Source organism: Aquaspirillum sp. (assembly GCF_055136605.1).
In genome coordinates, this window is sequence record NZ_JBSQVP010000028.1 from 25,625 (window position 1) to 50,849 (window position 25,225).

General features: G+C 50.3%; 29 protein-coding genes. 13 read left to right on the plus strand and 16 right to left on the minus strand.

Annotated features, from left to right (window positions below; genetic code table 11):
• Positions 1-26: 26 nt before the first annotated feature.
• The 10 genes from atpA to ACTBZS_RS06530 form a co-directional block, all read right to left on the minus strand.
• Entirely contained in the window at positions 27-1,571 is a 1,545-nt protein-coding gene (gene atpA / locus ACTBZS_RS06485; protein ID WP_460430455.1) for a F0F1 ATP synthase subunit alpha, read from the minus strand.
• Between the two features lie 8 nt (positions 1,572-1,579).
• Positions 1,580-2,116, minus strand: a complete 537-nt coding sequence (locus tag ACTBZS_RS06490; protein WP_460430456.1) for a F0F1 ATP synthase subunit delta — start codon at positions 2,114-2,116, stop codon at positions 1,580-1,582.
• Positions 2,117-2,123: 7 nt separating this feature from the next.
• The gene (locus ACTBZS_RS06495; protein WP_463043609.1) at positions 2,124-2,594 is read right to left on the minus strand and encodes a F0F1 ATP synthase subunit B; all 471 of its coding nucleotides are present in this window, start codon (positions 2,592-2,594) and stop codon (positions 2,124-2,126) included.
• Between the two features lie 52 nt (positions 2,595-2,646).
• Positions 2,647-2,928, minus strand: a complete 282-nt coding sequence (gene atpE / locus ACTBZS_RS06500) for a F0F1 ATP synthase subunit C (protein WP_460430457.1) — start codon at positions 2,926-2,928, stop codon at positions 2,647-2,649.
• Positions 2,929-3,028: 100 nt separating this feature from the next.
• Positions 3,029-3,820, minus strand: a complete 792-nt coding sequence (atpB, locus tag ACTBZS_RS06505) for a F0F1 ATP synthase subunit A (RefSeq protein WP_460430458.1) — start codon at positions 3,818-3,820, stop codon at positions 3,029-3,031.
• Between the two features lie 14 nt (positions 3,821-3,834).
• Positions 3,835-4,245 carry an ATP synthase subunit I gene (locus ACTBZS_RS06510; RefSeq protein WP_460430459.1) on the minus strand — a complete coding sequence of 137 codons (411 nt, stop codon included), beginning with the start codon at positions 4,243-4,245 and terminating at the stop codon, positions 3,835-3,837.
• Positions 4,246-4,285: 40 nt separating this feature from the next.
• Entirely contained in the window at positions 4,286-5,161 is an 876-nt protein-coding gene (locus tag ACTBZS_RS06515; RefSeq protein ID WP_463043610.1) for a ParB/RepB/Spo0J family partition protein, read from the minus strand.
• Positions 5,158-5,940 (minus strand): ParA family protein, encoded by a 783-nt coding sequence (locus tag ACTBZS_RS06520; protein WP_463043611.1) that lies wholly within the window; start codon positions 5,938-5,940, stop codon positions 5,158-5,160. The genes ACTBZS_RS06515 and ACTBZS_RS06520 overlap by 4 nt, the downstream gene beginning before the upstream one ends.
• Position 5,941: 1 nt before the next feature.
• Complete coding sequence (gene rsmG, locus ACTBZS_RS06525) at positions 5,942-6,568, minus strand: 16S rRNA (guanine(527)-N(7))-methyltransferase RsmG (protein ID WP_460430462.1); 627 nt, start codon at positions 6,566-6,568, stop codon at positions 5,942-5,944.
• A 4-nt stretch (positions 6,569-6,572) separates the two neighbouring features.
• On the minus strand, positions 6,573-8,342 hold the full coding sequence (locus tag ACTBZS_RS06530) for a tRNA uridine-5-carboxymethylaminomethyl modification enzyme MnmG/GidA (RefSeq protein ID WP_463043612.1): 1,770 nt from the start codon (positions 8,340-8,342) through the stop codon (positions 6,573-6,575).
• Positions 8,343-8,534: 192 nt separating this feature from the next.
• On the opposite strand from ACTBZS_RS06530, the gene ACTBZS_RS06535 reads away from it, so the two are divergent.
• From ACTBZS_RS06535 to ACTBZS_RS06565, 7 genes are all read left to right on the plus strand, one after another.
• Positions 8,535-9,305, plus strand: coding sequence for a GNAT family N-acetyltransferase (locus ACTBZS_RS06535; RefSeq protein ID WP_022653652.1), 771 nt, complete (start codon positions 8,535-8,537; stop codon positions 9,303-9,305).
• Between the two features lie 58 nt (positions 9,306-9,363).
• Positions 9,364-10,068, plus strand: coding sequence for a tRNA (N6-threonylcarbamoyladenosine(37)-N6)-methyltransferase TrmO (tsaA, locus tag ACTBZS_RS06540; protein WP_463043613.1), 705 nt, complete (start codon positions 9,364-9,366; stop codon positions 10,066-10,068).
• A gap of 77 nt (positions 10,069-10,145) precedes the next feature.
• Entirely contained in the window at positions 10,146-11,201 is a 1,056-nt protein-coding gene (locus ACTBZS_RS06545) for a Tim44 domain-containing protein (protein ID WP_463043614.1), read from the plus strand.
• Between the two features lie 125 nt (positions 11,202-11,326).
• A complete protein-coding gene (gene pyrB, locus ACTBZS_RS06550; RefSeq protein ID WP_463043615.1) occupies positions 11,327-12,250 on the plus strand; it encodes an aspartate carbamoyltransferase in 924 nt (307 codons plus the stop codon).
• Between the two features lie 14 nt (positions 12,251-12,264).
• Positions 12,265-12,723 carry an aspartate carbamoyltransferase regulatory subunit gene (gene pyrI, locus ACTBZS_RS06555; RefSeq protein WP_460430467.1) on the plus strand — a complete coding sequence of 153 codons (459 nt, stop codon included), beginning with the start codon at positions 12,265-12,267 and terminating at the stop codon, positions 12,721-12,723.
• A gap of 67 nt (positions 12,724-12,790) precedes the next feature.
• Entirely contained in the window at positions 12,791-13,969 is a 1,179-nt protein-coding gene (locus tag ACTBZS_RS06560; RefSeq protein ID WP_460430468.1) for a YbfB/YjiJ family MFS transporter, read from the plus strand.
• Between the two features lie 81 nt (positions 13,970-14,050).
• A complete protein-coding gene (locus ACTBZS_RS06565; protein WP_022653646.1) occupies positions 14,051-14,236 on the plus strand; it encodes a YgaP family membrane protein in 186 nt (61 codons plus the stop codon).
• Between the two features lie 71 nt (positions 14,237-14,307).
• Here ACTBZS_RS06565 and ACTBZS_RS06570 read toward each other — a convergent pair whose 3' ends face one another.
• The 4 genes from ACTBZS_RS06570 to ACTBZS_RS06585 all read right to left on the minus strand — a co-directional run bounded on the left by ACTBZS_RS06570 (position 14,308) and on the right by ACTBZS_RS06585 (position 18,230).
• Complete coding sequence (locus ACTBZS_RS06570) at positions 14,308-15,375, minus strand: sulfate/molybdate ABC transporter ATP-binding protein (protein ID WP_463043616.1); 1,068 nt, start codon at positions 15,373-15,375, stop codon at positions 14,308-14,310.
• Between the two features lie 38 nt (positions 15,376-15,413).
• Positions 15,414-16,313: a sulfate ABC transporter permease subunit CysW gene (gene cysW, locus ACTBZS_RS06575; RefSeq protein ID WP_022653644.1), complete on the minus strand. Its 900-nt coding sequence runs from the start codon at positions 16,311-16,313 to the stop codon at positions 15,414-15,416.
• Between the two features lie 11 nt (positions 16,314-16,324).
• The gene (gene cysT / locus ACTBZS_RS06580; RefSeq protein ID WP_460430585.1) at positions 16,325-17,161 is read right to left on the minus strand and encodes a sulfate ABC transporter permease subunit CysT; all 837 of its coding nucleotides are present in this window, start codon (positions 17,159-17,161) and stop codon (positions 16,325-16,327) included.
• Between the two features lie 73 nt (positions 17,162-17,234).
• Complete coding sequence (locus ACTBZS_RS06585; RefSeq protein WP_463043617.1) at positions 17,235-18,230, minus strand: sulfate ABC transporter substrate-binding protein; 996 nt, start codon at positions 18,228-18,230, stop codon at positions 17,235-17,237.
• A 225-nt stretch (positions 18,231-18,455) separates the two neighbouring features.
• On the opposite strand from ACTBZS_RS06585, the gene ACTBZS_RS06590 reads away from it, so the two are divergent.
• Both ACTBZS_RS06590 and ACTBZS_RS06595 read left to right on the plus strand, forming a co-directional pair.
• The gene (locus ACTBZS_RS06590; RefSeq protein ID WP_460430583.1) at positions 18,456-18,632 is read left to right on the plus strand and encodes a hypothetical protein; all 177 of its coding nucleotides are present in this window, start codon (positions 18,456-18,458) and stop codon (positions 18,630-18,632) included.
• Complete coding sequence (locus tag ACTBZS_RS06595) at positions 18,629-20,275, plus strand: methyl-accepting chemotaxis protein (protein ID WP_463043618.1); 1,647 nt, start codon at positions 18,629-18,631, stop codon at positions 20,273-20,275. Before ACTBZS_RS06590 ends, ACTBZS_RS06595 begins: the two co-directional genes overlap by 4 nt.
• Before the next feature lies 1 nt (position 20,276).
• Here the strand turns inward: ACTBZS_RS06595 and ACTBZS_RS06600 are convergent, their stop codons facing one another.
• Entirely contained in the window at positions 20,277-21,428 is a 1,152-nt protein-coding gene (locus ACTBZS_RS06600; protein ID WP_463043619.1) for a GGDEF domain-containing protein, read from the minus strand.
• Positions 21,401-22,429, minus strand: a complete 1,029-nt coding sequence (locus tag ACTBZS_RS06605; RefSeq protein ID WP_460430580.1) for a type IV pilus twitching motility protein PilT — start codon at positions 22,427-22,429, stop codon at positions 21,401-21,403. The genes ACTBZS_RS06600 and ACTBZS_RS06605 overlap by 28 nt, the downstream gene beginning before the upstream one ends.
• A 47-nt stretch (positions 22,430-22,476) precedes the next feature.
• On the opposite strand from ACTBZS_RS06605, the gene ACTBZS_RS06610 reads away from it, so the two are divergent.
• From ACTBZS_RS06610 to ACTBZS_RS06625, 4 genes are all read left to right on the plus strand, one after another.
• Entirely contained in the window at positions 22,477-23,181 is a 705-nt protein-coding gene (locus tag ACTBZS_RS06610) for a YggS family pyridoxal phosphate-dependent enzyme (RefSeq protein WP_463043621.1), read from the plus strand.
• A gap of 6 nt (positions 23,182-23,187) precedes the next feature.
• Positions 23,188-24,000 (plus strand): pyrroline-5-carboxylate reductase, encoded by an 813-nt coding sequence (gene proC, locus ACTBZS_RS06615; protein WP_463043620.1) that lies wholly within the window; start codon positions 23,188-23,190, stop codon positions 23,998-24,000.
• Entirely contained in the window at positions 24,000-24,584 is a 585-nt protein-coding gene (locus tag ACTBZS_RS06620) for a YggT family protein (protein WP_460430578.1), read from the plus strand. The genes proC and ACTBZS_RS06620 overlap by 1 nt, the downstream gene beginning before the upstream one ends.
• A gap of 95 nt (positions 24,585-24,679) precedes the next feature.
• Positions 24,680-24,985 carry a c-type cytochrome gene (locus tag ACTBZS_RS06625; RefSeq protein ID WP_022653633.1) on the plus strand — a complete coding sequence of 102 codons (306 nt, stop codon included), beginning with the start codon at positions 24,680-24,682 and terminating at the stop codon, positions 24,983-24,985.
• The last annotated feature ends 240 nt before the right edge of the window (positions 24,986-25,225 follow it).

Genomic DNA, 25,225 nt, shown 5'->3' on the forward strand with positions numbered 1-25,225 from the left:
AATCCTTTCAGTATCGTCTGGAAAGATCAGGCGAAGTTGTAGCCGGATTTGAACGATTCGAGCGCCTTAGCCAATTTCTTGTCGTTCTCGTCAGACAGCTTGCCGCTTTTCTCGATGTCGGCCAGCACGTCAGCATGATTGGCCTTCATATGCGACAAGAATGCCGCTTCAAAGCCCAATGCTTTTTTCACTGGCACGCCTTCGTAGAAACCCTTGGTCACGGCATACAGTGTCAACGCCATTTCGGATACGCTGAGTGTCGAGAATTGCTTCTGTTTCATCAGCTCAGTGACGATTTCACCGTGTTGCAACTGTTTACGGGTTGTCTCATCCAAATCGGAAGCGAACTGCGCAAACGAGGCCAATTCACGATACTGAGCCAAAGCCAGACGAATACCACCGCCCAGTTTTTTGATCACGCTGGTTTGCGCTGCACCACCAACACGCGACACGGAAATACCGGCGTTGATAGCAGGACGAATACCAGAGTTGAACAAGTCAGTTTCCAAGAAGATCTGACCGTCAGTAATCGAAATCACGTTGGTTGGCACGAATGCAGACACATCACCGGCTTGGGTTTCAATGATTGGCAACGCGGTCAGAGAACCGGTTTGGCCTTTCACTTCACCATTGGTGAAGGCTTCAACATAGTCAGCATTCACACGAGCAGCACGCTCTAACAGACGGCTGTGCAGATAGAACACGTCACCTGGGTAGGCTTCACGGCCTGGCGGACGGCGCAACAGCAAAGAAATCTGACGGTAAGCAACGGCTTGTTTGGACAAGTCGTCATACACGATCAGCGCGTCTTGGCCACGGTCGCGGAAATATTCACCCATTGTGCAACCGGCGTAAGGTGCCAAGAATTGCAAAGCAGCGGTATCAGAAGCCGAAGCCGCGACGATGATGGTGTGACCCATCGCGCCGTGTTCTTCTAACTTACGCACCACGTTAGCAATCGAGGAGGCCTTTTGACCCACTGCAACATAGATACATATTACGCCAGTACCTTTTTGGTTGATGATCGCGTCCAAAGCAACGGCAGTTTTACCGGTTTGGCGGTCACCAATGATCAACTCACGCTGACCACGACCAATTGGCACCATCGAGTCAACCGACTTCAAGCCAGTTTGCAATGGCTGGTCAACTGATTTACGCGCGATCACACCAGGCGCCACTTTTTCGAGAGGCGAGGTCAATTTGGTGTTGATTGGGCCTTTGCCGTCGATAGGACGACCGAGGGAATCAACAACGCGACCAACCAGCTCGGGGCCAATTGGCACTTCCAAAATGCGACCGGTGCATTTTACTTCCGAACCTTCGGAAATATGTTCGTATTCACCAAGAACCACCGCGCCGACCGAGTCACGCTCCAAGTTCATGGCCAGACCGAACGTATTGCCGGTAAATTCGAGCATTTCACCCTGCATCACGTCTTTCAGACCATGGATGCGGACGATACCGTCGGTCACCGAAATGACGGTACCGGTGGTACGCGCTTCGGTCGAGGACGGCAGGTTCTGAATCTTCTCGCGAATAAGCTCGCTGATTTCAGAAGGATTCAACTGCATGATGTCTCCTAACTTTTGAGGCTTACCGCCATTGCGTGCAGTTTGCCGCGCACCGACGCATCAATCACGTCATCCCCCACCTGCAGGCAAACCCCGCCAATGAGTTCGGGATCGACTTTCGAGGTCAGAGCAACCTGCTTGCCGTATTTGGCTTTCAGCGTTTCGGCAAGCTCGGCGGCTTGGGTTTCGGTGAGCGGGAAGGCGGATGTCACGACTACATCGAGCACACCTTCTTCCTGCTTCTTCAGGAGTTCAAACTGGCTGGCAATTTCCGGTAGCAGCGTCAGACGGCGGTTCTCAGCCAAAGCGCTGAGCAGGTTTTTCACCTGTGCATCGGCACGATCACCAATCAAACCGGCCAACAACTTTTCGACCTCGTCTGGGGTACGTTCCGGGTGGGTTACGATCCCTTGTACGTCGGGGTGGTTAACCACCGCCGACAGCCAAGCCAGCGCCTCGCTCCATGCGGGGAGACGCTTTTCTTCTTTGGCCAACCGGAATACCGCTTCGGCGTAGGGCCTTGCTACGGTAATGAGCTCTGCCATGGGGTAATTACAACTCCGCTTTGATGGAAGCCAACAAATCAGCGTGTTTAGCTGCATCGATTTCGCGGCGCAGAATCTTCTCTGCACCAGCGACAGTGATATCGGCCACTTGAGCACGCAGAGCTTCTTTAGCTCGTTGTACTTCTTGACCAACCTCAGCACGGGCGTCGGTGATAATTTTCTCACCTTCGACCTTCGCAGCTTGTTTCGCCTCTTCAATGATCTGGTTAGCACGCTTTTCAGCAGCCATCACCAGTTCAGTTGCCTGTTGCTTCGCTTGACGGATCTGTTCTTCGACACGCTTAGAAGCTTGTTCCAGATCTTGCTTGCCGCGTTCTGCAGCAGCTAAACCGTCAGCGATGCGCTTGGCACGCTCATCCATCATGTTAGTAAGCGGAGGCCAAACAAATTTCATGGTGAACCACACTAGGATAGCGAAAGTAATCGCTTGCCCTAGCAGTGTTGCGTTGATATCCACGCTTGTTTTCCTCCTTAGTTCAACAACGACATCCGCTGTGCGGCCTCAAGGATTACGCGCCCAGCGCGGCCTTGGCAGCAGACAGGAACGGGTTGTTGAAGGTGTACAGCAGAGCAACACCGACACCAATCATGGAGATGGCGTCCAACAGACCGGCGATAATGAACAGCTTGGTTTGCAGCACAGGAATCAGCTCTGGCTGGCGAGCCGAGCTTTCCAGGAATTTGCCGCCCAGAATGGCAAAGCCAAGAGCCGTACCGATAGCGCCCAGACCGATGATGAGGGCAGCGGCCAGCACGGTCATGCTTTGGATCTGAGTAACGAGAGCTTCCATTGATATCTCCTAAATCAAGTCAAGGATGGTTAAGAAAAACACGAAAAAAACACGGTTATTAGGGTTGATGCAGTGTGATACACCGCATCAACCCAGAAAATTAATGGTCTTCAACTGCCAAGCTCAGGTACACGATGGTCAACATCATGAACACGAAAGCTTGCAAGGTAATCACCAAGATGTGGAAGATGGCCCACGGCGCACCCAACAACCACTGTGCCCAGAATGGCAACAGGGCAATCAAGATGAAGATCAGTTCGCCGGCGTACATGTTACCGAACAAACGAAGTGCCAGAGAGATTGGTTTTGCCAACAGCTCAATAATTTGGAACACAAAGTTGATTGGACCAACTTTAGGGCCGAATGGAGCCGAGAACAATTCGTGAATGTAACCGCCCAAACCTTTAGCTTTGATCGAGAAACCGATAATGCAGAACATCACCGACAACGACATAGCGAAAGTTGCGTTCACGTCAGCAGATGGCACCACGCGCAAATACACGTGATGAGGATCTGCACCAAAAACATGCTCACCAATCAGTTGAGCGATGTAAGGCAGTAAGTCAACTGGCAACAAGTCCATGGTGTTCATTAAGAACACCCAAACGAAAATGGTCAAAGCTAAAGGGGCAATCACTGCACTCTTAGCATGGAACACATCTTTCACTTGGTTTGCCACCATTTCAACAATCATTTCAACGAATAATTGCAGGCGGCCAGGATTTTCCATGCTAAATGTTTTCGCCACACGCGTGAAAACAAATAGAAAGATAAAGCCCAAAGCCAATGACACACTGAATGTGTCGATATTAATTGCCCAAAACCCGCCATCATGCGGTACTGTCGCATGTGTAAGGTGGTGCTTGATGTACTCTGTCGCGTTACCTGCCATAGTCAGCTCTCGGTTTATGTAGATAGAAGACTGATCCAGTACGCTGCCTGAGCAAGCACAAACGCTCCAAGGAGCGCTGGTGCTGAAACTGACTTGAAAACCAACAAAACCACCACAAATAGCGCAATGGTCAGTAGTAATTTCGCTGCTTCGGCGCGGAAGTGGGCCTTAAGTAAAACTTGGGGCGCAACTCTGCGACGCGAGTAAGCCAATTTCGCGTACAACAAGCCCGGGAGGATAGCTAACATCCCCCCAGCCAAAGCTGACAACAATCCGATGAGGGGCGGTGACACTAAAATGCTGCCTAGCAGCATGGAAACCGCAGTCAATCGGACTTGCCAACGTAAAACCTTTGCAACCTCTCGTGTAATCACGTCTGGCGCCAAATCAAAACCGCTGGATTGTACGGGAGGCCTGCCATTCACGTCAACGCAAGCAGACCTATATCAGATGATTAAATTGTATTTATAAACCCTTATTTTTCTCAGTCTTTTTTTGTAAGCCATGCAAAATTTCGTCTAACTGAGCCAAATCGCTATATTCAATGGTCAGACGACCATTCCCACGCTTTCCATGCCGAATATGTACGGTGGTACCTAATTGGTCAGATAGGGTCTCTTCGAGACGACGAATATCGGGATCTTGTTGCAGTGCAACCTTTTTTTGCACTGCGGAATGATGGAGATAATGCTGGACACGACGTTCAGTTTCTCGCACTGACCATTGCTGCGTTGCAGCGTGTTGTGCCCACTCGATTTGTTGCAATACCGGCAAAGCCAATAAGGCCCGTGCATGTCCCATATCGAGTTTTTTTTCATGCACCAAGACTTGCACCGGCTCGGGCAGGGTCAACAATCGCAATAAATTACTGATTGCACTGCGTGACCGACCCAAGGCAGCAGCAGCACTTTCATGGGTCATGTGGAATTCATCAATCAGACGTTGCACCCCAGTGGCTTCTTCGAGCGGGTCAAGCTGCTCTCGTTGAATGTTTTCAATCAAAGCAATCGCTAAAGCCGCTTGGTCAGGGACAGTACGAATAACGGCCGGTATGTCAGCTAAACCGGCTAATTGGGCGGCTCGCCAACGACGTTCACCGGCAATTATCTCATAACGACCCAAGCCAATTTCTCGCACGACAACCGGTTGAATGACCCCTTGTACTCGGATTGAATCCGCTAAAGCTGCCAGCGCCGCTTGATCCATGTGCGAGCGAGGTTGATACACACCCGCTTGCAATGCAGTCACAGGTAGTGACTGCAACCGATCTTCACCCTGATTTTCATGGGCCAATAAAGCATCTAGACCACGTCCCAACCCTTTTAACTTTGGCTTGCTCATGCTTTCGCCTGTGCTTTACCGTAGTAGGCCAAAATTTCATCTGCTAAAGCGAGATAAGCTTTAGTGCCTCGTGCCGACTTATCATACGCCAATACCGGCATACCATAACTAGGCGCTTCGGCAAGCCGCACATTGCGAGGAATCGCCGTTTCTAATACTTGATCCGGAAAATGTTGTTGTAACTCAGCGACAACTTGTTTTGATAACGTACTGCGCGCATCAAATAAGGTTCGTAGCAAACCAAGCAGTTCAATGCGTGGATTTAATGCAGCACGCAGTTTTTTTAACGTATTCAGTAAATCAGTCAGGCCTTCTAAGGCATAGTATTCGCATTGCATCGGAATCAACACCCGCTCTGCCGTAGTTAACCCATTTAAGGTCAACAGGTTAAGTGCGGGTGGGCAATCAAGCAAGATAAAATCATAGTCTGCTGCAATAGGCTGCAAAGCCTGCCGCAACCGTAACTCGCGTTGCTCCAATTCGACCAGTTCTAGTTCTGCGCCAGCCAAGTGACGGTTGGCAGGTAACACCGCAAAGCCACCTTTTTCTGCAGTCTGTAAGATCTGTGCCACCGTTGCCCGACCAATCAAGAGGTGATACACACTGAGCTGCAAACCGTGTTTATCAATGCCACAGGCGGTGGTGGTATTACCTTGTGGATCAAGATCCACCACTAATACTCGTTGACCACGGGCTGCTAAGCTAGCAGCAAGGTTCACGACCGTCGTGGTTTTGCCAACGCCACCCTTTTGATTTGCCACTGCAATGCAATGCTGCATATTAAGCCACCACTAATTTGACCAAATGACGTTCAGCTTCTAAGTTCGGCACCTGCAAGGCTTCAACAGCTTGAACCCGAATATCAGCCGGTAATTGTGCGATCTCTTCATAGGGATACACCCCTTTGAGTGCGGCCCAATAACCGTCAGTTGTTAATAAGTGACGGGTCAAGCGGATAAACTCATTCAGTTCAGCGAATGCACGCGAGGTAATGACATCAAACTTGTCAGCTGGTTGATAGGCTTCCACCCGATCACAGACCACCTCAACTTGAGATAAGCCCAGCTCAATCACCGCTTGTTTTAAGAAAGTGGTTTTTTTGTGGTTGGCATCAAGTAATGTCAGTTGCCAATCGGGCCGTAAGATAGCGAATAAAATTCCCGGCATCCCGCCGCCAGATCCCACGTCCAATACTCGCCGAGCCGTGATATGTGGCAAGGCAGCCAGACTGTCTAACACATGGTAAGACAACATCCGTTCCGATTCGCGTACCGCTGTCAGGTTGTATACGCGGTTCCATTTATCTAACAGATCGACATAGGCTAATAATTGGTCGATTTGTTCGAGGCTGGCGGTAAGACCCAGTGTAGTGAGGCCATGTTGCAATTCATCGCGAGAAGAAGACATAGTGTTAATTTTTCGTGGAGCGAGTTGTTGACGACAAACCCCGCTTGAGATGGACATGGAGTAAAGAAATCGCCGCTGGCGTCATGCCTTGAATCCGTGAAGCCTGACCCAAGGTCTCGGGACGATGTTGGTTCAGACGTTGTTGCACTTCCTTCGATAAACCTGAAACCAAAGCATAATCAATGTTTTGTGGTAGGCGGACATCTTCCAACTGATCGCGGCGCGCAATTTCCTCTTGTTGGCGTGCAATATAGCCTTGGTACTTAATTTGGATTTCCACCTGTTCCGCCACCTCTGCCGCTGCTACCGCTTCACCAAAGGCAGTCAGACCAGACAAAGTCTGATAATTCACTTGTGGACGGCGTAGTAAGTCGGCCAAGGTGTATTCACGTTCAATGGTTTGTCCAAGAACGGCCAGCGCTTCCTCAGCGGGCACCAAGCGTGGATTGACCCAAGTGTGTTGCAAACGAGCGTTTTCAGCGTCAATTGCATCACGCTTGCGACAGAATGCTTCCCATTGGGCATCACTGATTAAACCTAGAGCGCGCCCCTGTTCAGTCAGACGTAAGTCAGCATTGTCTTCACGCAGTTGCAAGCGATATTCGGCGCGGCTGGTAAACATTCGATAGGGCTCGGATACACCACGGGTGATCAAGTCATCCACCAACACCCCGATATAGGCCTCGGCTCGACTTGGACACCAGCTGGCTTCCTCACGGGCATAGCGTGCCGCATTGATACCAGCCAGCAGCCCTTGTGCCGCTGCTTCTTCGTAACCCGTGGTGCCGTTAATTTGTCCGGCAAAGAACAACCCTTGGATAGATTTCGTTTCTAGACTGCTCTTTAAGTTACGCGGGTCGAAGTAGTCATATTCGATGGCATAGCCAGGGCGCAGAATATGGGCGTTTTCTAAGCCAACAATCGAACGTACCGCTGCCAACTGAATATCGAAGGGCAAACTGGTTGAAATCCCATTAGGATAAAACTCGTTTGTATCTAGCCCTTCTGGTTCCAAAAATACCTGATGACTATTACGATCAGCAAAACAACAGGGCAATTGCTTTGGGTGTAGTGCGCGAGAACCTCGGAAGCTGAAAACAGGTTCGGGGTTATCCCCCGGTTGTTCTTCCAAGATATCAAAGCGAATCGTGCGGCCATCAATACGCGGTGGGGTGCCAGTTTTTAAGCGGCCGACTGGCAAAGCCAACTCACGAAGACGTGCGCCGAGTGTCACCGCAGCCGGATCACCCGCACGACCGCCGGTATAGTTTTCTAAGCCGACATGAATTTTTCCAGAGAGGAAAGTCCCCGCTGTCAACACCACTGAACGGGCTTTAAACTGAATCCCGATGGTGGTCACCACACCACTGACTCGCTCACCCTCGAGTAACAAGTCATCAACCTGTTGTTGAAACAGCCATAAATTTGGCTGATTTTCCAACATCGTGCGAATAGCGGCTTTGTAGCGAACACGGTCGGCTTGGGCACGGGTTGCGCGAACAGCAGGGCCTTTACTGGCATTGAGGGTACGAAACTGAATCCCGCCCATATCCGTGGCTAAGGCCATCGCCCCACCTAAAGCATCGACTTCTTTCACTAAATGTCCCTTGCCAATCCCGCCAATAGAGGGATTGCACGACATTTGGCCGAGGGTTTCGATATTGTGAGTCAATAGTAGGGTGGTCCGTCCCATGCGAGCAGCGGCCAGTGCCGCCTCAGTACCAGCATGACCTCCACCCACGACAATGACTTCGAATTCTGTTGGGAACAACATGAGCCGTCGCTAATCTGCAAAAAATCAAGTGCGGCATTGTACGGGAATTCGCCCAACAACGTCAGCAACACAGATGCAGCAAAAACAAAAAATCACTTACACATCAAAGCCATAAGATTTTAACCTTCCATTCACTCGGGTTTCACTTTCCCTCTCTAGGCTAAAGCGGTCGTTTCAATTCGGGAGAAATCCATGTTGCAACACGGCTCGACGCTTCAGTCTCAGACATTCTCGCGCCCACGCTTTAGCGTCGGTTTGGCTCAAAACAAATGGGATGTGCAAGCAGCACAACGGTTGCGTTATCAAGTCTTTGCTGAAGAAATGGGCGCAAAACTGTCTTCTGCCCATGTAGAGCTGGACGAGGATGACTACGATGCAGTGTGCGATCATCTGATTGTCCGTGACGAGATGAGTGGACAAGTGGTAGGAACCTACCGCTTATTGCCCCCGCATCGGGCACAACAGCTGCCCCAACTCTATTCAGAACAAGAGTTTGATTTGTCTGGGCTGGCACCGATTCGCCACCACCTGATCGAAATTGGCCGTTCTTGCGTTCATAAAGATTTTCGTAGTGGTGCAGTGATTACCTTGCTGTGGTCAGGCTTAGCCGAGTATTTACTCAATAGTGGTCACGAGTACCTGATTGGATGTGCCAGTGTGGGCTTGGCCGACAACGCAGCCCAAGTGATTGCAGTCCAACAACATTTACATCAACACCCAGCACAACAAGCCAGCGGTTGGGGTATTTGTCCCTATCAGCCATTGGTGTTGTCTTCGTTCGATACAGCTGACCAGTTGCCCGCGCTTCCGCCTTTAATAAAAGGGTATTTGCGCGCTGGAGCGAAAATCGTCCCTGAGCCAGCATGGGATAGTGACTTTCACTGTGCCGATTTTTTTGTGATCTGGTCTCGGCAACAAATCAGCCAACGTTATGGCCGACACTTTTTAGCTCAGGCAGCCTAAAACCTGAACCAAGGCCATACAATAGCGTGCTTTGTTGGGTGAAAATGTGAGTGTGGCCGTGTCGTCGTATCCCTTACAGCCAATTGGTATTGTTGAAAGTTGCTTTTGCGAGAAATTCGGTATTCCTCGCCAACCCGGTTTAGTGGCGGCAGCACAAGGCCGACTGCGCCTATTGCCGCCATTTGACCAAGCCGACACGGTGCGCGGCCTTGAACAGTTTTCCCATCTGTGGCTGACGTTTGTTTTTCATCAAACGGCAGAACAAGGCTGGAAACCGCTGATTCGTCCGCCTAAATTGGGTGGCAATACACGGGTTGGTGTGTTTGCCAGCCGTTCTACTTTTCGCCCCAATCCGATTGGCTTATCGGTAGTCGAGCTGTTAGAGGTCGATACCACCTCGGGCGTATGCTTAACCCTCGGTGGCGTAGACTTGCTTGATGGCACACCCGTGTTAGACATCAAACCTTATCTTCCCTATGCCGATAGCCTGCCTCACGCCACCACAGGCTACGCACCACCACCACAACGTTTTATTGAGCATGTCACTTGGACAGCACAGGCACAACAGGCTTTATTGCAACTGAGTCAACATCCTAGCCAAGATCGCATGTTAATTACCGAACTGTTACAACAAGACCCTCGTCCCGGTTATCAACAAACTGAGCCAGAACGAATCTATGGTATGCAACTCAAAGTAGGGAATGTGCGTTGGCGGGTATTGCCACAGGGTGCGGAGGTGATTGACATTGAGCCCCCCCTTTAAGACTCGGCTAAGGCCCACCATCTACACTGTCACTGTGCGTATTCGCGCTCATTTTTAGATTTTGCTGGAGAACCATCATGACCTTGCAACCAAGCCGCCTTGTTTTATGTTTGACGCTGACCGCAGTGCTCGCGGCACCGCTTGCAGAAGCCGCCCGACTGGGGAAAGGGAAATCCAGTGGAATGCAGCGCAGTACCCCGACCCAAAGCTATAACCAACAAACGCCAGCAGCAAAACCACAACCGTTAGCGCCTGCACCGATGGCGCCACAAACCGCACGCCCAGCCTCCTCTGGCCCCGGAGTAGGTGGTATGGTAGCCGCAGGTGTCGCGGGTGCTGCCGCCGGCTATATGCTGAGCGAGGCCCTCAGCGATGATGAAAAAGCCGCCGCCGATACTGCCGCGAAAACCGCAGAAGGCGCAGCAAATAACGCTGCGACAGCTGCGACAGCTGCGACCACCGCTGCACCTGCTGCCGCTGCAGCAACCCCAGCACCGGCTCCCACTGAAGAAGGGGGGGGATTCCCTTGGGGTGGTTTGATTTTGCTGATGTTGTTAGGTGGCGCAGTCATGATGTTCATGAAGAAAAAGAAAACTGCCTCGCCTTTGTCACAACGTCCATTGGGTGGTGGCTTAGCGCCAGCGGGTGGCGTGCCTTATGGTCAGGATATGCAACGCAATCAAACCCCCGGCAGTTCACTGTTCAATAACACACCCTATGCCCAAGGCGGCGGTGGGATGAGTGCGGCTTCTAACTTTGCCTCTGGTCGCTTGCCTGATGGCACCGAAGTACCTCACTTTTTGCGCCAAGCCAAAGCCACCTTCTTGCATGTGCAAAGCATGAATAATCCTGCCAACTTGGATGAAATTCGTAAGTATCTGACGCCCCAACTGTTTGATGCCTTGCGTGCTGATATTAGCGACAACATGGAGCCTGCTGATTTCCCAACGCTGAATTGCGACTTCTTAAATGCAGAACAGGAAAATGGCGGTTACGTCGCAAGCGTGCGCTTCCACGGTATGGTCAGCGAGTCGGTGAACGCACCTTTGATGCCATTTAGCGAAACATGGCACTACATCAAATCCGCACAAACCGATAACAAATGGATTGTGGCAGGGATTCAACAAGGTTAACTAGCGGCTTCCCGCAAAGCCCTTTGGCCCAACTTCGGTTGGGCTTTTTTTCGGCCTGAATTTCACGCAGCGCGTATAATCTAGACCATCTTTTGTCTTTCATCCCCAAGCGAAGAGGTAAGGCGATGGCCAATCCGCTGTACCAGAAACATATCATTTCCATCTCTGATCTGAGCCGTGAAGAATTAGAGCTGGTGGTACATACTGCAGCTGAACTCAAACGACATCCCCGCAACGACCTATTAAAAGATCGGGTCGTAGCAAGCTGTTTTTTCGAAGCGTCAACCCGCACTCGGCTATCGTTTGAAACCGCAGTGCAACGGCTAGGCGGCTCGGTGATTGGGTTTGCCGATGCAGGCAATACCTCCCTCGCCAAAAAAGGGGAAACACTGGCCGACTCGGTGAGAATTATCACCTCGTATGTGGATGCTTATGTAATGCGCCATCCTCGTGATGGTGCAGCACGGTTGGCTGCAGAATGTTCAACTAAGCCAGTCATCAATGCCGGTGATGGTGCCAACCAACACCCAACACAAACCCTACTGGATTTGTTTACTTTGCATGAAACCCAAGGTCGGCTTGATGGGTTGAAAGTGGCTTTTGTCGGAGATTTGAAATATGGGCGCACAGTGCATTCCTTGGTGCAGGCCCTATCGTTATTTGGCTGTCGCTTCTATTTTATTGCCCCGCTGGCCTTAGCCTTACCTGACTATCTTTATGAAGAGTTAGACGAGCGCAATATCGACTATTCCGACCATGAAGACATCGAAGAAGTGGTACCAGAGCTGGATATTCTGTATATGACGCGGGTGCAGAAAGAACGCTTTGAAGAAACGGAATTCCATCAGGTCAAATCGCGTTTCGTGTTGACCGCAGACACGCTGGCGCAGGCCCGTCCCAACTTGCGGGTGTTACATCCCTTGCCACGGGTGGATGAAATTGAAACGGGTGTTGACCAAACCCCGTATGCCTATTATTTCCAACAAGCAGAAAACGGCGTTTATGCCCGCCAAGCCTTATTGGCTTTGGTTCTTAACGAGACGCTTTAAGAAAGACCGCTGTAATGGAACACAAACTTACCGTTGAAGCCTTAAAAGATGGCACTGTGATTGACCATATTCCGGCGGGTCAAGGTCGTCGGATTGCGAAGCTGTTACGTTTATCAGAAAGCGGGCAGCGGGTATATATGGGGTTTAATCTCCCTAGCCAACGCTCGGGAAAAAAAGACCTGATTAAGGTCGAAAATATCTTATTAAGCGCAGAAGACGCTAACCAGTTAGCGCTGTACGCTCCTGATGCCACAGTGAATGTCATTGAAGACTTTGAGGTAGTGGCAAAACACAAATTAGGCGTCCCAGAATCCATCGCAGGGGTATTGGTGTGTCCAAATAGCAACTGTATTAGCCATGTTGAACCGGTCACAAGTCACTTTAGTGTCCGCAGCCGCCACGGTGAAATTCGCCTGAAATGTAAATACTGTGAAAAGGCTTACGCAAAAGAAGTTTTTACCGGTTTAAGCTAGGCCAATCGACTGGCCTTTGCAGGCAAAAACCGTTAGGGTATGGGGCCAAACTTTGTTGAGGCCAGTCGTGTCCCCTGCTCATCACCCTCCTCCTAAGCTGTGGTTGCCGATTCTTGCCACAGCAATCGCCTTGATTGTCGTCCACGGTCTTGGACGCTTTGCCTATACCCCGTTGTTGCCAATGTTGGTTGCTGACGGGGTTTTTTCTTTGCAAACCGGTGCCACGATGGCAACGTGGAATTACATCGGTTATTTGCTGGGAGCCGTGTTAGCAATTCGCTTTCACCATCCCGACCACATTCGCCGCGCCCTGCCGCTCGCGCTGGCAACCAGTGCTATCACAACCAGTCTACAAATTATCGCAACGGATCCCACACTGTTTTTATTGCTGCGTTTATTCAACGGCATTAGCAATGGCATTGTGTTTGTGCAAGCGCCGGCCTTGGTGTTGGAATGGTTATCGCGGCATGGCAAGTTGGCATTAAGTGGGTTGGTGTACTTTGGTGTCGGAACGGGATTGTTACTGTCGAATGCGTTGGCATGGTGGCCGCATGAGATATTGCATGGTATGGATCGCTGGTGGCCAATGGCCTTATGTGCTATTCCGCTGGCCGCATTCAGTGGTTGGCATTTAATGCGGCTAGATCGACCGGATTCACCACAAGCCGCTGCGCCCACGCCTCATACCACCACACCATTGATCGACCGCAAAAGTTTGCCACTCTTTATGGCCTATGCTGGTGCAGGTTTAGGCTATATCTTGCCCACCACTTTTCTACCGGTTGTCGCCAAAGAACAACTGCCTGCCGATCACTGGCTACTGGGTGGAGCATGGACTATTTTGGCGTGTTGCACCTTGGGCGCGGCGTGGCTGTGGAATCAACTCGGCGCACGCTTAGGGGACAAAACAGCGTTGTTATTGAATTATGCTATTCAAGGCGCTGGGGTATTTGCACCGCTGTTGTTCAGCGGCAGTGTTGGTGTGTTGTTATGTGCTGTGTTGGTCGGCACCACTTTCCTCGGCAGTGTTTTGCTTAGCCAACGCTTGGGCCGCAACCTCCACCCCCACCAAGGGCCAAGAATTTCTGCTGGTTTGGTGACGTTATATGCTTTTACCCAACTGACAGGGCCGTGGATGGCACGGTGGTGGCTTGATCATGGCGCCAGCATGACCGATACCTACTTGGTGGGTGGCGTGGCGTTGGTGTGGGCATGGCTGTGGACATTACGGACACCAAAGGCTTAAATATATTTTTTTACATAATGTTTTTTAGTGTATTATTTACCTACGACATTCTTCTTTCTACTGTGTCACAGGAGTCCAAAAATGCAATGCAATATCGGTAAAACAGAGCGCGTGATTCGCGTGATTGCAGGATTAGGTATCGTGAGTTTGGCTTTTGTTGGGCCAGCCAGCCCTTGGGCATTTTTAGGTTTGGTTCCCGTGGCAACCGGCCTGTTGGGATGGTGCCCACCTTATGCCATCTTGGGTATCAATACCTGCAAGAAATGAGCAAAAGCTTTTGATGACAAAAAACGGCGACTGTTGCGGTCGCCGTTTTTACATTTTTGCTGTGAACCAGTTTAGATGTGAGCCCCTTCATCAACAAACACCGCCACTTTACGGGGGCGAATATAGACCTGATCGCCTAACATTAAACGCAGCGATTGATATTGTTCCTTGGTCAGGGCAGCATCGATATAGGCATCGCTGTCATCACGTTTTAATTCAACTCGGACAATCGGCCCTACGGCGTGGATATGCTCAATGGTGCCAGAAGCCAAGGCCGCCCCGGGTTCACGCGATAACTCAATATCATGCGGCCGCACATACACTTTCGCCGCCCCATCCGTGGCTGATGCGTCAGCAATCGGGTGTGCATAGTCGCCAATTGCAACTTGCCCAGCATCGACCCGACCGTGGAATAAATTCACATCCCCTAAGAATTGCGTCACAAAAGGCGTAGCAGGGGTTTCGTAGATTTCATCTGGTCGACCGGCTTGTTCAATCCGGCCATGATTCATCACCACCACACGATCCGATACTTCTAATGCTTCTTCCTGATCATGGGTAACAAACACGCTGGTAATGTGCATTTCATCGTGCAACCGGCGTAACCACCGGCGCAAATCTTTACGCACCTTGGCATCTAATGCACCAAAAGGCTCATCTAACAACAACACCCGAGGTTCGACGGCCAACGACCGCGCCAAAGCAATCCGCTGCCGTTGACCACCCGATAACTGTGCAGGATAAGCGTCTGCCAGCCAATCTAATTGCACCAATTTCAATAACTTCATCACCCGTTCGCGGATTTCTTCTTTGGAAGGACGCGAACGACGCGGACGGACACTTAAACCAAACGCCACATTATCAAATACGGTCATATGGCGGAACAGCGCATAGTGTTGAAAGACAAAACCGACTTGGCGTTCTGACACGTGGCGATCGGTAGCATCTTCACCATGAAACAGAATTTGACCGGAATCGGGGGTTTCTAAGCCAGCAATAATGCGCAATAAAGTGGTTTTGCCACAGCCAGAGGGCCCCAGCAACGCCAATAATTCACCCGAAGCAATGTCGAGATTGATATTTTCTAGGGCAATAAAATCGCCAAAGGTCTTACGTACATTACGGATATCGATACTCATGACAAAACCATCCTTAATTCGTCGTCAGGCCATCACACTTAATGTGCACTTGCCAAGCGAGCGCGGGCTTCTAATGGCACGGCATCGCCTTTATGTTGTTGGGTCGCGCGCCATTCCACAAAGGTTTTGAGCGCCAATGTCACCAAAGCCAAGCCAGCCAATAACGAAGCACAGGCAAAAGCACCGATGAAGTTATATTCGTTGTAAAGAATTTCGACGTGCAGGGGAACGGTATTGGTCTGGCCACGAATATGTCCCGAGACCACACTCACTGCGCCAAACTCACCCATTGCACGGGCATTACATAAAATCACGCCATATAACAGACCCCACTTGATATTTGGCAGTGTCACACGCCAAAAGGTCTGCCAACCAGAGGCCCCTAAGACCAAAGCGGCTTGTTCCTCGTCGGCCCCTTGTGCCTGCATCAGAGGGATTAGCTCACGCGCAACAAAGGGGAAAGTCACAAACACAGTAGCCAATACAATGCCGGGGATGGCAAAGATAATTTTAATATCATGCTCAGCAAGCCACGGGCCTAACCAGCCTTGCGCCCCAAACAGCAACACATAAATCAAGCCAGCCACCACCGGCGAGATCGAGAAGGGCAAATCGATTAGGGTTGTCAGCAGCGCCTTACCACGGAACTCAAAACGAGCAATTGCCCACGCGGCGGCAACACCAAAGACCAAATTCAGCGGCACTGCGATTAAGGCAGTAATCAATGTCAGCTTAATGGCATTGACGGCTTCAGGATCGGTTAGGGCTGCGAGGTATAAATCCCAGCCTTTGGCCAAGGCTTCCCAAAACACAGAAACCAGCGGCACAAATAAAAATAAAGTCAGAAAAACTAATGCAAAACCAGTTAGCACATAGCGCACCACAACAGATTCAGTTGTCGCGGCAGTGCGCTCGGTTTGATTGGTTGCCAGTGCCATCGCTTTTTTCCTTAACGAATACCGTGGCGACGTCCTGCCCACCACTGGATGCCATTGATGAGTAACAGCATCACAAACGAAATCATCAACATCACGACCGCAATCGCTGTGGCACCGAGGTAGTCGTATTGCTCCAACTTACCAATAATCAGCAAGGGGGTAATTTCTGACACCATCGGGATATTGCCAGCGATAAAGATCACCGAACCAAATTCACCAGTTGCGCGTGCTAGGGCCAAGGTAAAGCCAGTGAGCAACGCCGGCAGCGTGGCAGGAAAAATCACCCGCTGAAAAATTTGCCACCGATTGGCACCAAGACAGGTCGCCGCTTCTTCTAATTCTGCTTCTAAATCCTGCAATACCGGCTGCACTGTCCGCACCACAAACGGCAAGCCAATAAAGGTCAGTGCCACCATAATCCCAATCGGGGTAAAAGCGACTTTAATCCCTAACGGCTCTAAATACTGACCAAACCAACCGTTTGGCGCATACAGTGTGGTCAAGGCAATCCCCGCCACCGCAGTGGGCAAGGCAAAGGGCAAATCTACCAATGCATCAACAAAGCGTTTGCCGGGGAAGGAATAACGCACCAACACCCACGCGACCAAAAAACCAAAAAAGGCATTGATTAACGCTGCCACTAACGACGCACCAAAGGACAGTTTCAACGAGGCAATGACACGATCAGTCGAAACTGTTTCCCAAAATCCCTGCCAGCCTAGCTCGCTGCTTTTCAGCACCAAAGCCAACAGCGGCAACAACACAATTAAGCACAACCAAAACAGGGTATAGCCCAAGCCCAAACCAAAGCCGGGTAAAACGCTGTGTTTTTTATTGAATAAATTCATCTGGACGCTGCTTTAAGCAAAACCTCGTTGGAGCAGGCTGCCTATCACGGATTGGATGGGCAGCCCGACACGATTAACGCTTGGCGTAGATTTGATCGAACACACCACCGTCTTTGAAGTGGGTATCCATCGCTTTTTTCCACGAACCGAAGGTTTCTTCCACGGTAAAGGTTTTAATCGTTGGGAACTGTTTGCTGTACTTTGCTAACACTTGTGCATTGCGTGGACGCAGATAGTTTTGTGCAGCAATTTCTTGTCCTTCTGGTGACCACAGGAATTTCAAATAATCCTCAGCCACTTTACGAGTGCCTTTTTTATCCACCACTTTGTCAACCACGCTGACCGGACTTTCGGCCAGAATTGATACCGTCGGATAAATTACATCAAAACTGCCACGGCCAAACTCACGCGCCACCATTTCGGCTTCATTTTCAAACGTCACTAAGACATCACCGATATTGCGTTGCATAAAGGTGGTGGTTGCAGCACGCCCCCCGGCATCTAACACCGGCACGTTTTTGAATAACGACTCCACATACTGACGGGCCTTGGCTTCACCACCGGCTTTTTGTGCCTGACCCCATGCTGCCAAATAGGTGTAGCGACCATTACCCGTGATTTTTGGATTCGGAATAATCACTGCCACGCCCGGTTTAGTCAGGTCGTTCCAATCTTTGATTTGTTTTGGATTGCCCTTGCGAACCAAGAAGATCATGGTTGACGTAAAGGGTGCTGCATTGTCAGGCAGGCGTTGCTGCCAGTTTTTTGGCACCAAAGCGCCACGCTCAGCCAATAAGTCAATATCCGGTGCTTGGTTCATGGTGATGACGTCGGCTTCTAATCCACTCACCACACTCATGGCCTGTTTACTGGAACCACCGTGTGACTGTTGCACAGCAATATCTTGTCCGGTCTGGGCCTTGTAAGACTTTTGGAATGCTGGATTGAGGTCTTTATAAAAATCTCGCATAACGTCGTAGCTGACATTCAGAATCGAGGTATTGGCAAACGCCGTTCCCGATAAAGCAAAGCTAAGCGCTAACACGGTTTTGCTGATAAAGGCTTTCATGGTCTGGCATCCTGAGTGATTCACAATGAACGCGACTATACCTGTGCCTCTTTATTACTTGAAATATTATTTTGCAATACCAAAAATATATTTTGGTTATAACGATTTTGCTGGCCGATGATCCTATAGTTGCATCGCAACAAAAAATGCATAAAACATGATTATTCCTGTAAACATCAAACCGTAAATTGCTTGACATCTTTGGCCAGACATTGAAGGAAAACCATGATGTTCTCCCCTCAATCCTCCTCGATTGCCAATGCGATCTGCCATGAGTTAAACGCCGCCTGCCAACGCCTAAAACAATGCGAATCGGCCCTCAGTGAGCTCTTAGAAAACATCGAAGAAAACTGGTCTCCAACACAAACCGAACAATTACATCACGAGGGAGCACAGGGATGAGTGTGCGCTTACGCCTATTTGCCCTTGCACTGTTAGCAATAGGCGCCATGGGTTTAGTGGGTTTGTTGGGCCTATCCGGTATGAGGCTCAGCACAGAAGGCATGAAACTGGTGGTGGATTTACACCTGCCAGCAGTGCAAGGTGTGGCAAATTTAAATAAACAGCGCTTGGCGATTGAGTTGGCACAATATCAACTGTTAACCGATGGCTTTATTCCGGAACCTGAGCGGGTGAAACATACCCGACAACTCACACAACAACTGTGGCAAAACCTTGAGCAGAGTAAAACCAGTTACTTGGCTTTAGCACGTGGAGAAAAAACACGGGCGCAATGGGCCAAAATTGAACCACTCTGGCAACAATGGCAACAGCGATCACAACAACTTGACCAGCTCTTAGCGGTGCCGGAAGTCACCGCGTCGGTGCTCGACCAATATCGGGCAGGGTTGGCTGAGATGGCACCGTTGATGCAGCAGCTAGAACGTGAGTTAGAAACTCTATTAGAGATGACCAACCGTATCGCCAATGAAAATGAAGCGGCATTGGTCGACACCCTGCAACAAAACAGTCAGGCTATTCTGTGGTTTGGTTTATTGGCCACAGCGGGGTTTATTCTTTTGGCGCAATGGATTATCCGTACCATTCTGCGCCCGCTGAATGCAATGCGCACCACGGCGGAAAACAGCAGCCAAGACCTTGATTTAACGCGGCGTTGTCAAATCAAAGGCCAAGACGAAATTGCCCGTACTGCACAAGCATTTAACCACCTACTGGATACCATCAGCCATAGCTTTGCGGTGATCGTGAAAGAAGGGGATAGCGTCAATCGAGTAGCGGAAGAAGTGGCCACCGCCTCACAACAAATTGCCTCTGCCACCGAAGTGCAAAGCGAGTCATCAGCCAGCATTGCTGCATCTGTCGAAGAAATGCTCACAAGTATTGCCCAAATTGCCGGTAACGCTAATCAAGCCCTACAGGCCTCAGAATCGGCACAGCAATTAGCCAGCAGCAGCGATAAAGTCATCGTACAAGCCGCACAAGAAATCCAAAACATGGTGCAAGCGATTCAAAGTTCAGCTGAGGATGTCTCACACTTGGCAGCACGTACCGATGAAATCAGCCGCATTGTGCAAACCATTGCTGCAGTAGCGGAACAAACCAATTTATTGGCTTTAAATGCTTCGATTGAAGCTGCACGAGCAGGAGAACAGGGGCGAGGGTTTGCTGTGGTAGCGGATGAGGTTCGGCAACTGGCAGAGAAAACTCGCATTGCCACCACTGACATTAGCCAAACCATCGCTTGGGTACAGGAACAAACCCGACGCGCGGCGGATAATTTATTGCAGGGTGAAAAGTTGGTGAGTTTTGGGGTATCGCTGATTAGCGGTTTGGTAAAACCCTTAAGCGAATTGCGCGATGGTGCAGTTGTAGCACGACGCGAATTAAATGCCTTGACCGAAGCATTACAAACTCAGTCGGCGACCAGTCGCCATATTGGCAGCAATGTTGAATCATTAGCCGCGGTTTCTGAACAAAACAGCGCTGCAGCCACACAATCCGCTTCGGCAGCACAATCGTTAAACGACAGTGTGAGCACCTTGCGCCAGCAATTGGCCCGTTTCCGTTTGCCAGAAACGGTGTAAGTTACACCATCGAGGCTTCCGATTCTTCTTGCCGTGGGGCCGTGTGAGGGGAGAGCGTTTCTATCAACACCCGATCACGGCCTTGTTCTTTTGCGGCATACAACAACAAATCAGCGCGGTGTAGCGCGTGGTCTAATGACTCGCCTTCCTGTACGGACACAATCCCCCCACTGAAGGTGACAACACCGTGTAGCAAATCAATCGCATACAGCTGTTGTCGCAATTGAATTAAACATTGCTCGGCAACAGCAAGGTCCCCGAGCACCAACAACACAAATTCTTCACCGCCGTGTCGTCCAGCCACGGCTTGCAGCGGAGTCGCGACTTTCTGCGCCAACTCAGCAAAGCGTTTTAAGACCTCATCGCCATAAGCATGACCAAACGTGTCGTTTAGCCGCTTAAAATGGTCTAAATCCATCAAGGCCACACAAAAGGGCTGGCCTTGCCAAGCTTGATAAGATTGTTCCATAGCGCGGCGATTAAACAAACCAGTTAAAGTATCGCGTTCCGCTAACAGCCGGAGCTGTTCAGCCAGTGCGGTGGCACGGTCACGTTCGAGCTGATAACGTCGGCCATAGTTATTCACCAAAATCAGCACACACACCGCCGTGACAAAATAGCTAAACACCAAATCCCACTGCCGCACTTGTTCATTCGGATAGGGATACACCCATGTCGGGTATTGCTGCTCGACCAATAACAACAGCACAGGTACCAATAAAAATAATAGCTGTAACGCCCGCTGTACCCGTCCCAAGCTACGCAGTACCACCGTGATATAAACCAAACCGATCAAATAAAACATCAGCGTCGGGCCAGCGGAACCACCGTTAAAAAACCAATTCAGGGGTAGATTGAACAACACAAATAGAAAATTAAACGCCACCGCCATGATCTGAAAACGGCCGCACCAACGGGACTGATACCAAAAAAATAGATACAGGGGCACCAACAACAACATTGATATCGCATAGTTGGCCTCGGCTGTTTCCAAAGCCAAATTGAACACCGCGGCAACCAGATGCAAACCGATACCGACCAGTAACAGGGCGTGATGGGTATATTCAAACGGTTTATCTCGGCTGCCTAGCCACCAAGCGGAACACCGCTCCCAATAATCATTCTTCATAACCTGTTTTTTACCGAAAGCCATGCAGTGCGCTCAATCACACCTGCATCATAAAGTCGTTGCGTATCTTGCATCAGGGTTTGCATACCTTGGGCTTGTCCTGTTTGTAAGACCGAGAGCAATTGCGCACTATTGCGTTCCCGAATTAAGTTTTTGACAGCGGGGGTAGATAGCAATAATTCAAACACAGCGCGACGTTGGCCTTCTACCACCGTTGGCAATAAGGTTTGTGCTACCACCGCTAATAAGGTATCGGCCAATATCGCCGCCGCCATGTCGCGTTCAGCAGCAGGAAAACTATCAAGCAGGCGATCTACTGCACTGACGGCTGAGCCGGTATGCAATGTTGCCAACACCAAATGTCCGGTTTCTGCTGCCGTGAGTGCCAATCGCATGACTTCTAGATCACGCAATTCCCCGATTAACAAAACATCGGGATCTTGTCGTAAAGCAGCACGCAAAGCGTGTGCAAAAGAGGGGCTATGTCTGCCAATCTCTCGCTGTTGAATCAGGGCATATTTCGCACTGTGTATCCATTCAATCGGATCTTCTAACGTCACAATATGCCGAGGTTGGGTGTGGTTGATGTATTGCACCAAAGCGGCCAACGTGGTGGATTTCCCCGATCCGGTCGCCCCAGTGACTAAAATCAAGCCTTGTTGTCGTACACAACAGGCCAATAACGCATCAGGCACCCCCAAATCGGCCAAAGTCGGGAGTTGTTTAGGCAAAAGCCGCATGGCACAGGATACGCCATGCTGTTGTAAAAAAATATTAAAGCGCACGCGACCCAGCTCAGGAAAAGAGAGGGCGAAATCCTGTTCGTGTTCGCCTAACGCGCTGAGATAGGGCGCAATGGCAGGCTCTCGGTTTAGAATGGTCAATAATGCTTCTGCCGTCACTATCGGCATATCGAGGGGATGTAATACCCCGCCAATCCGTAAAATCGGTACCGAACCACTGACCAAATGGATATCTGATGCCTTGTGTTGATAGGCAAATGCCAACAATTCAGATAACAACACGACAGCGCCTCCCTTATCGCAACAGGCATATTTAACAGAAATTGATGATGACAGAAAACCTCACCCTTTCGTTACACACCATCCAACACCGTCTACGCCAAGCAGAACAAGCAGCCCAGCGCCCTGCCCACAGTGTGCAATTGCTGGCAGTTAGCAAAACCGTGAGCGCAGATCGATTACGACAGGCTTTTGCCGCTGGCCAAACCGCCTTTGGTGAAAACTATGTGCAAGAGTGGCTGGACAAACAGCAAGCGCTCGCCGATTTGGCGATAGAATGGCATTTTATTGGCCCATTACAGAGTAATAAAACCCGCCATGTAGCAGAGTTGGCTAGTTGGATTCATTCTGTCGATCGGCTAAAAATCGCCCAACGCTTGTCCGAACAACGTCCAGCGGTATTACCACCGTTAAACGTCTGTCTTCAGGTCAACGTCAGTGGTGAAGCATCGAAAAGCGGTGTCGATCCAGCACAAACATTGGCATTAGCACAGGCCATCGCCGCCCTACCCAAACTGCGCTTACGCGGTTTGATGTGCATTCCAGAAGCCACAACAGATGAATCGGCATTGGCGGCACAGTTTCACTGTTTACAACAGTTATTTGTAGAATTGCAGCAACAGGGTCTAACACTCGACACCCTTTCGATGGGCATGTCTGCCGATATCGAACTGGCCGTAGCACATGGCTCGACCATGGTGAGAGTGGGCAGCGCCTTGTTTGGTGCACGGCCATCGTCTCAACGGGAAGGATAATTTGCAATGAACATTACATTTATCGGTGGCGGTAATATGGCAACTGCCATTATCGGTGGCTTGGTGAAATTGGCAGACACCCAAATTCGGGTGGTTGAGCCCAATGTGGCGAAGTGCACCGAATTGATTACCCACTTTCGCATTGCAGCCACAGCCACCTTACCAACACAGTTTGACGCTCAAGAAGTGGTGATTTTGGCGGTCAAGCCACAGCAATTAAAAGAAGTCTGTCAACAGATTGCCCCTCGGTTAAACGGGGCATTGGTGCTATCCATTGCAGCGGGTGTGGGCGTCGCAACATTAAGCCGTTGGTTAGAAGGACATCAGCGGATTGTGCGGGTCATGCCCAATACCCCAGCACTGGTTGGCCTCGGTGTCTCAGGTTTATTTGCAGAGGACACGCTAAGCCTTCGCGACCGTACAACCGCCACACAAATCATGGATGCAGTTGGCTCGACGCAATGGGTTGCAGATGAAAAAGCGATGGACGCCATCACCGCGATTTCTGGCAGTGGGCCGGCTTATGTGTTTTATTTAATTGAGGCCCTGCGCGATGCAGCATTAGCACAAGGCTTTGTCGAAGCCGAGGCCCGCGAATTGGCACTGGCAACATTTGAAGGGGCGGTTAAACTCGCCCGTGTCAGCGGAGAAGACCCTGCTCATCTACGTGCCAATGTCACTTCAAAAGGGGGTACGACCGAGCGGGCCATCCTACGCTTTGACCAAGAAGGGGTAAAACACGCCCTGATGGCTGGTGTGGCAGATTGCCGCGCCCGTTCGGAAGAATTAGGTCAATTACTCAATCAGGAAAACCACTGATGCTGCTGGAAACCCTGCGTTTTTTGTTCAAAACGGTCAGCGATTTGTTTGTTTTGGTGGTGTTGTTGCGCTTTTATTTACAGCTCGTGCGCGCCCCTTTTCAACACCCACTGGCACAATTTGTCGTTTCCCTCACCAATTTTGCCGTCTTACCATTGCGACGTTGGGTGCCCAGTATCAAACACTATGACAGCGCAACGTTGTTACTGGCGCTGTTGGTATCGCTGTGTTCAACATCGGTGTTATTGGTGTTGTCGCCTTATCCCTTTAACTTCACCGCCCCCCCCACTTGGCTAGGTGTGGCTTTATTGTCGATTCTGGAACTGTTTCGGGCTTCGCTGCATCTATTGATGGGAGCAGTCATCGTGCAAGCGATTCTGTCTTGGGTCAGTCCTTATAATCCGCTGGCCCCGTTGCTCGATCGTCTTACCGCCCCGTTTCTACAGCCTTTTCGCCGCTTGAATGTTGGCGGTGTTGATTTGTCTCCACTGGCATTGTTATTGCTGATTCAAGTGATCTTAATGCTACCAGTGGCATGGATTGAACAGAGCGTGTTCAATTTGTTAACGCGAGTGTTATCCTGATGGCAACACGTTGCGTTAACGCAAAACATCATCGGGCAAAAAGCGCCAAGCTTAGCGCTCGATGGTGATCTTCCTTGTTTATGGAGAATTCAAAAATGAAAAAAGCAATGCTGATTGCTGCTGCCCTGAGCGCAAGTTTTGCTGCTGCCCCTGCTTTTGCCAATCTGCAACTGGCACAGCAAAAAGCCTGTATGTCCTGTCACGCAGTGGATAAGAAAGTGGTGGGCCCAAGCTACAAAGAAGTGGCAGCCAAATACAAAGGTCAGAAAGACGCTGAAGCCAAACTGGTTCAGAAAGTGATCAAAGGTGGCGTAGGCACTTGGGGCCAAATTCCAATGCCAGCTAACAACGTCAGCGAAGCTGATGCTAAAACCCTAGTGAAATGGGTATTGGCACAGTAATTGACTGAGCAAATACTGCCTCATCTATCATGATGAGGCAGCTTAAGCCAACAATGCCGCCCCACCCAATTAAGGGCAGTTTGGTGTATTCGGCTTATTGTTCACAAGTTACAATCGGCTGTTACCCTCAGCCCCACCCCCATCATGCTGCCGCTGCTCGACCCGAAGAACGATTACATCTTCAAACGTCTCTTTGCCCAATCACCCGAATTGCTGTCCGATTTGATCAACAGCATCCGC